Source organism: Cryomorpha ignava (assembly GCF_010686655.1).
Classification (GTDB): domain Bacteria; phylum Bacteroidota; class Bacteroidia; order Flavobacteriales_D; family Cryomorphaceae; genus Cryomorpha; species Cryomorpha ignava.
This window is the reverse complement of sequence record NZ_JAAGVY010000088.1, coordinates 1-5,004: the sequence shown is the minus strand read 5'-3', so window position 1 is coordinate 5,004 and position 5,004 is coordinate 1. Positions and strand designations below refer to the sequence as shown.

The following is a 5,004-nucleotide window of genomic DNA, read 5'->3' as shown; positions in this document are numbered from 1 at the left end:
GATGTGCCCCGCTGAAATAGCGGGATAAACTCCTCATGCCTGCGGCTTGATCTTGGATGTGGGGATGTGATCGGTGGCTAAACTGTCTTATACAGGATTTTTAAGATTTATAAGATGGACAGGATTTACGGATGAGTTAATGTGCGGATGGGTTGATGTGCGGATCTGCTGATGCGATGTATTACTTGCTTCGCTGCGTCCATACGGAGTCACTTCGATCCTGAGAGCGTTTCACTAAGTTGAGCGGTGGTTATCGAGCGAAGCCGAGATGAGTCGAACATCTCTGTTTAATAAAAATAGAACATCATTTTTTAATAATTATTGAACAAGCGTTTCAAAATGGCTACAACAGATTCCTTTAAAAGTATTGTTCCACTAGTAAAAGACCATTCGGAATATATGGTTTCGTCAATCAAAATAAGAGTTTATTTTCTGGATTCCCGTTTATTTGAAAAACGCTAATGAGGTTATTTCATCGCCAACTATCCAAAGTTTCAAATTTAAAACCACTATAGCAAATCACTTGTCGGGAAATGATCGTTTTGGTATAGATTGGTAGGTTTTGGTAGGTTTTAGTATGAAATGGTAGAAATTGGTATCTCCAGAGCGGGGTAACCTTAGTTGCACCTTAGTTGCACCTTAGTTGCCACCTCTTTACTCTTTGGTTGTAATTTGGTTGTTTTGGAGATGCTGACGATGCTCGGGCAGGGGAAAAAGCCCTTGCCCAGAGGAAAAGGGAGGCGTGATTGACCGCCGTGGGCTTTGGTGAATCTGAACCTAAAATGAATTTTCTATCAACTAAAAATTTTTTTAATCTATTCATCTTGATCATCCCTCTATCTTACAAATCGTGTTTAGACATATTTTGACGGGGCAATTAAAATCATTTTATTTCCGCTTTCGGTAAACTCTTCTTCCAATGCTTTTAAGAAGTACAACAGAATGTTTGTGTCAACGAAGAGTTTAACTCCACTCATTTCGCATTTTCTTTTGGTATTTCAGTGGATCAACATCAGTCTTTAACACGCCTGCATACTGTCTAATATTCCTTTTAGGAGTTTTAGAAAAAGCTTCTTTTAAAAGCCTCTTCATCTGTATTACAGAAGTCCCTTTCTTTATAATTGTTACCATGGGCATTTAATTGTTTATAAATATAAGAATGATTTCTTAAAAGACAACACTGGATGGATCATAGCTTGGCTTCGTGCCAATAAAAAGTGGTGGTCGCGGTTTACCCCGGCAAACCACCAATATAACAGGTAAACTCCTTTTTAGGAACACCTTCATGTCTCTCCAAATAGCGCATGAGTCGTCTAGCCTTTTGGTAAGATGCGTGCCACTCTTCGGGAAATGTATCCATCTCGTAGTATAATTCTTTAATCTTCCCGTTGGGCTTGGTGAATTCAATAGATAGCGAGGCGCCATCGCAGATCATTCCAACCTGATGGAGGCTTGGATTCGCGAGTCGCGAGAAACGAGGCGCGAGGCGATGATGCTTCGTCTGCCGCGCAAATATTCGATAGATCTGTAGCCCATCGCACTTCTCAGAGCACCTCTATGAGATGAATATCGAAAATGAGCACGCTATTCTGCGGAATGCCCGATGGTGGATTCGCACCATACGCCATTCCCGATGGGATAAGCAGTTTGCCCCTGCCACCTTCTTTGAAATAGGGTATCCCCAGGGTCCAGCCTCTGATCACTTGATTGAGGCCAAAGGCCACTCCATCTGTGCTGCTTTCGTCAAATACCTGTCCATTTGTAAAATAGCCCCGGTATGCCACCTTCACGGTCGAAGATGCAGTGGGACTTTCTCCCGCACCCGTCTGCTCATCTACGAAATAGAGTCCACCACCAACATTTTGCGCATCCAGGCCATTATCGGCGATATATGCGCTAATAATTTTTTCGTCAATCTCAGATTGATTCTCCCCATCATCCTTCTTGCATTGCACCGATACCACTGCCACAAATAGAAATAATAAAATGCGCTTCATCATAGTTTTTACTCATTGAATAATTGCAAAGATACGATTGGGGTTTTTATGAAATAAGATTCTTTTGAGACTCGCGTCTATAGTCGCGAGTCTCGAGAGGATGATGGTTCGTCTGCCGCAGCGGTACAACTTAGCATCTCGATCTCACGACCGAAGGAAGTAAATGCAGCTGAACGGGGTCTAGCCAGGATTTAACCATTATCCGAATTTAGTATCTTGAAGTTCCGCAGCACAAATAATGGTGCAGAAGTAGATTAACACCATTCATGAATGTGGATTAGAAAAGCTCAACACCGCGCTGCCAGTTAAAAGAAAGCCAATGATGGCTAAGGAAAGCCGGTGAAAAACTTCTATATCAATGCATAAAATTGATACATTGCAATCAAAATATGAACCATGATCAGAAAAACGCCCCCCTTACAATATGCATCGCACTTCCCCTTCTATTGTGGGCTACTCGTTGCGGCACTCCTTACTATAACTTCAATTGCTGATGCCCAGGAACCCCAACCCATTGAGGTCCGAAGGATGGTCATTGACCTGGAATTGGCAAAAGTCGTGGGAGTCAGCAATAAAACGAAAAAAGACGATGAATTGGCATCTGTTGGAATTTATAATATTCAATATAGCCAAGCCTTTCAGTCCCAAAATAACTTTTATGCCAATACGCTCAAAGAGTATATTGAAGAAGCATTTGTGCAACAAGGGTTTAAGGTAGAAGGCTACGGTCATGTTTTTCAGGAAGTACGGTCAAACATCTCTCCCAGGTTTGCGCTTGCATTTGACTTGAATGATTTGCTTTTCAACTATTTTCTTCAATTTGGAAGCACTCAACCCAACATATTCCATACTCAGATGAATGTTCGGCTGCAGGTTCTGAATCTCCATACAGAAATGATTGAATTGAATAAAAAAATAAGTTCGAAATTCTACTCCACGGCAACAGGTTTGCCAATTGGGACGGCCGACTTTTCCAACTACTTCGAAAAAGCCTTTGCCCAACTGGTAGACGACATGCTGGGCGATCCGGAAATAAAGGACATTTTGTATGCATCGGCAAAACCAACACCTCCTCAGTTTGATACCGAGGTACTCCTGCCTATTGCCGGCGCTCCTGAGCGAACACCCATAAAATCGGCTATGGAAGCCACAGTCACCATCAAAAACGGCTCAAGCCATGGCAGCGGTTCCATCATTTCCCGTGAAGGGCTCATCCTTACCTGCCACCACAACATCAACGCCGCCGAAGAAGTACAAATCATCTTTTCTAATGGTATCCGCACCACAGCAAAAGTGCTTCGCAAAGACCCCGAGTACGACCTGGCTCTGCTGCAGCTCACCGACATTGCCGCCAGTCCGCTCTACCTTGCGGGTAATGCCCAACCTGAACCCGGTGAAGAAGCCTGGGTGATTGGCACACCGGCGACTACCGAGCTAGGACAATCGGTATCGCGCGGCATCGTAAGTGGCAATCGCATAATCGAAGATAAAGAATACATTCAAACTGATGCCAGCATAAACCGAGGCAACAGCGGCGGCCCATTGCTCAACGCCCAGGACCGCATCATCGGCATGGTCAACGCCAAAGTAATCGGCAGTGGTGTGGAAGGCCTTGGTTTTGCCATTCCAACAGCCATAATTACGGAGAGATTAAAATTGGTGGTAGAGTGAAATTTGACAAGGGTCCAAAATGGAACCTGAAGAATCTCACTCTTTTTTAGTTATGCTAGTGTAAGCGCGTGATTCGTCGTGAATGCTCAAGTCAAATGCAAACGTCCCCTACTCATCCGAATACAGCACCAAGTCAAGGCCTGAAAAATTTGACAAGTGCTTATCCATCTGCTTAAACATGGCGCGTTGAGACCAGTTTGTATCCGGTCCTCCTTTTTTCATTTTTGCTTTATCCGAGCCTCCCCAAGTTACAGTTGATGTGTAACCACTTACGCCGATATAAATTTTATTGGAGCTATCCGTGTCTGCATAAAATTGAAGCTGACCTCGGAACTCTCCCATCATAAAGTCAAATAGTGAGCCTGTATCTGTCAGCATAGTGTTAACGCTTTGGCCGGCTTTTGCTTCTTCAATTGGTTTTGATGATGGTTGAACAGTCCAACTCGTTTTGTTTATGAATTCTGTGAATCTGGAAACGGCGGCACTTTCAGTAGCATCAGTTACATAAAGTCTTATTGTGCTTGCCTCTTTAAATGCCTTCTTTTCTAACATTTGAGCTTGTAAGGCATTAGACAAAGACAAGGTCAGAAGGATGGCTAGGGTGGTAATTAATTGTTTCATAGATAGGGTTTCTTGTTGGATGGGGATATTTAATGGAAATTGAGAAAAGCACAAACGGGCAAGGCGTATGAGGGTTTTAACTTCACAGAGAAGAAAGGATAATATATGGTATGCTCTATTTTGAAAAATATTCCTGCTTTAAAGTATCCGTTTACCCCGAACTCGGCAAGACACATGCCCAATGTCATTAAGTTAAGTGAATACTCAGTCCTGCGCTTCACGGGCCGCTGTCATCTATGATGCTGCGATAAAAACGAACCATATTCATATAGATCCGGTTTTACGCCCTGCGGTTGTGAGAACGCTCCGCTGAGTTGTCATCATTTTTGCGAAAAGGCAAAAATGTCGCCAAAACCTAAATGCGTGACATTCAATCACCCAGGGATGCGCTACGCTAAGTTTTTCACAAGTGTTTATTTTTAAAGTGTTCAAGAGGTCGCTTCGCTTAGTTCACCCTGGGCTATTATATGCCAGCCTTTCAGGCTTTTAACAGCTGCGTTTCTTGAAAAATATAAGTTCATCAAACTTGACAAGCGAGAAAATTTTATTGGTTTTAAACCAATAGCGTCCTAAACGTTTAAAAATTTTAAAAAAGAAAGAGGGAAGTTTTGTATTTCAAATTAACTTTGAATTGCACAACAAAAACACTCCCTCTTATGGCAAATATAACGTTGTTTTCTCAGATTATCTCAAAATTAGATCGCTCAAAATTCAA

At 42.6% G+C, this 5,004-nt stretch carries 5 protein-coding genes; 1 reads left to right on the top strand and 4 read right to left on the bottom strand.

The genetic code is table 11. The features are described 5' to 3' along the window. Window positions 1-854 precede the first annotated feature (854 nt). The 3 genes from G3O08_RS21605 to G3O08_RS20280 all read right to left on the bottom strand — a co-directional run bounded on the left by G3O08_RS21605 (window position 855) and on the right by G3O08_RS20280 (window position 2,000). Window positions 855-977: a hypothetical protein gene (locus tag G3O08_RS21605; RefSeq protein ID WP_262888996.1), complete on the bottom strand. Its 123-nt coding sequence runs from the start codon at window positions 975-977 to the stop codon at window positions 855-857. A 254-nt stretch (window positions 978-1,231) separates the two neighbouring features. Next, on the bottom strand, window positions 1,232-1,435 hold the full coding sequence (locus G3O08_RS20285; RefSeq protein ID WP_163287276.1) for a hypothetical protein: 204 nt from the start codon (window positions 1,433-1,435) through the stop codon (window positions 1,232-1,234). A gap of 109 nt (window positions 1,436-1,544) precedes the next feature. Then, window positions 1,545-2,000: an FKBP-type peptidyl-prolyl cis-trans isomerase gene (locus tag G3O08_RS20280; protein WP_317164120.1), complete on the bottom strand. Its 456-nt coding sequence runs from the start codon at window positions 1,998-2,000 to the stop codon at window positions 1,545-1,547. 393 nt (window positions 2,001-2,393) lie between these two features. Between G3O08_RS20280 and G3O08_RS20275 the strand changes: the two genes are divergently transcribed. After that, window positions 2,394-3,668, top strand: coding sequence for a S1C family serine protease (locus G3O08_RS20275; RefSeq protein ID WP_163287275.1), 1,275 nt, complete (start codon window positions 2,394-2,396; stop codon window positions 3,666-3,668). A gap of 108 nt (window positions 3,669-3,776) precedes the next feature. Here G3O08_RS20275 and G3O08_RS20270 read toward each other — a convergent pair whose 3' ends face one another. Beyond that, window positions 3,777-4,289: a hypothetical protein gene (locus tag G3O08_RS20270; protein WP_163287274.1), complete on the bottom strand. Its 513-nt coding sequence runs from the start codon at window positions 4,287-4,289 to the stop codon at window positions 3,777-3,779. Between the last annotated feature and the right edge of the window lie 715 nt (window positions 4,290-5,004).

What these genes read in the sequence shown, in the direction of transcription:
- G3O08_RS21605 (WP_262888996.1), bottom strand. Translation starts at nt 977, where the DNA reads ATGAGTGGAGTTAAACTCTTCGTTGACACAAACATTCTGTTGTACTTC.
- G3O08_RS20280 (WP_317164120.1), bottom strand. Translation starts at nt 2,000, where the DNA reads ATGATGAAGCGCATTTTATTATTTCTATTTGTGGCAGTGGTATCGGTG.
- G3O08_RS20285 (WP_163287276.1), bottom strand. Translation starts at nt 1,435, where the DNA reads ATGATCTGCGATGGCGCCTCGCTATCTATTGAATTCACCAAGCCCAAC.
- G3O08_RS20275 (WP_163287275.1), top strand. Translation starts at nt 2,394, where the DNA reads ATGATCAGAAAAACGCCCCCCTTACAATATGCATCGCACTTCCCCTTC.
- G3O08_RS20270 (WP_163287274.1), bottom strand. Translation starts at nt 4,289, where the DNA reads ATGAAACAATTAATTACCACCCTAGCCATCCTTCTGACCTTGTCTTTG.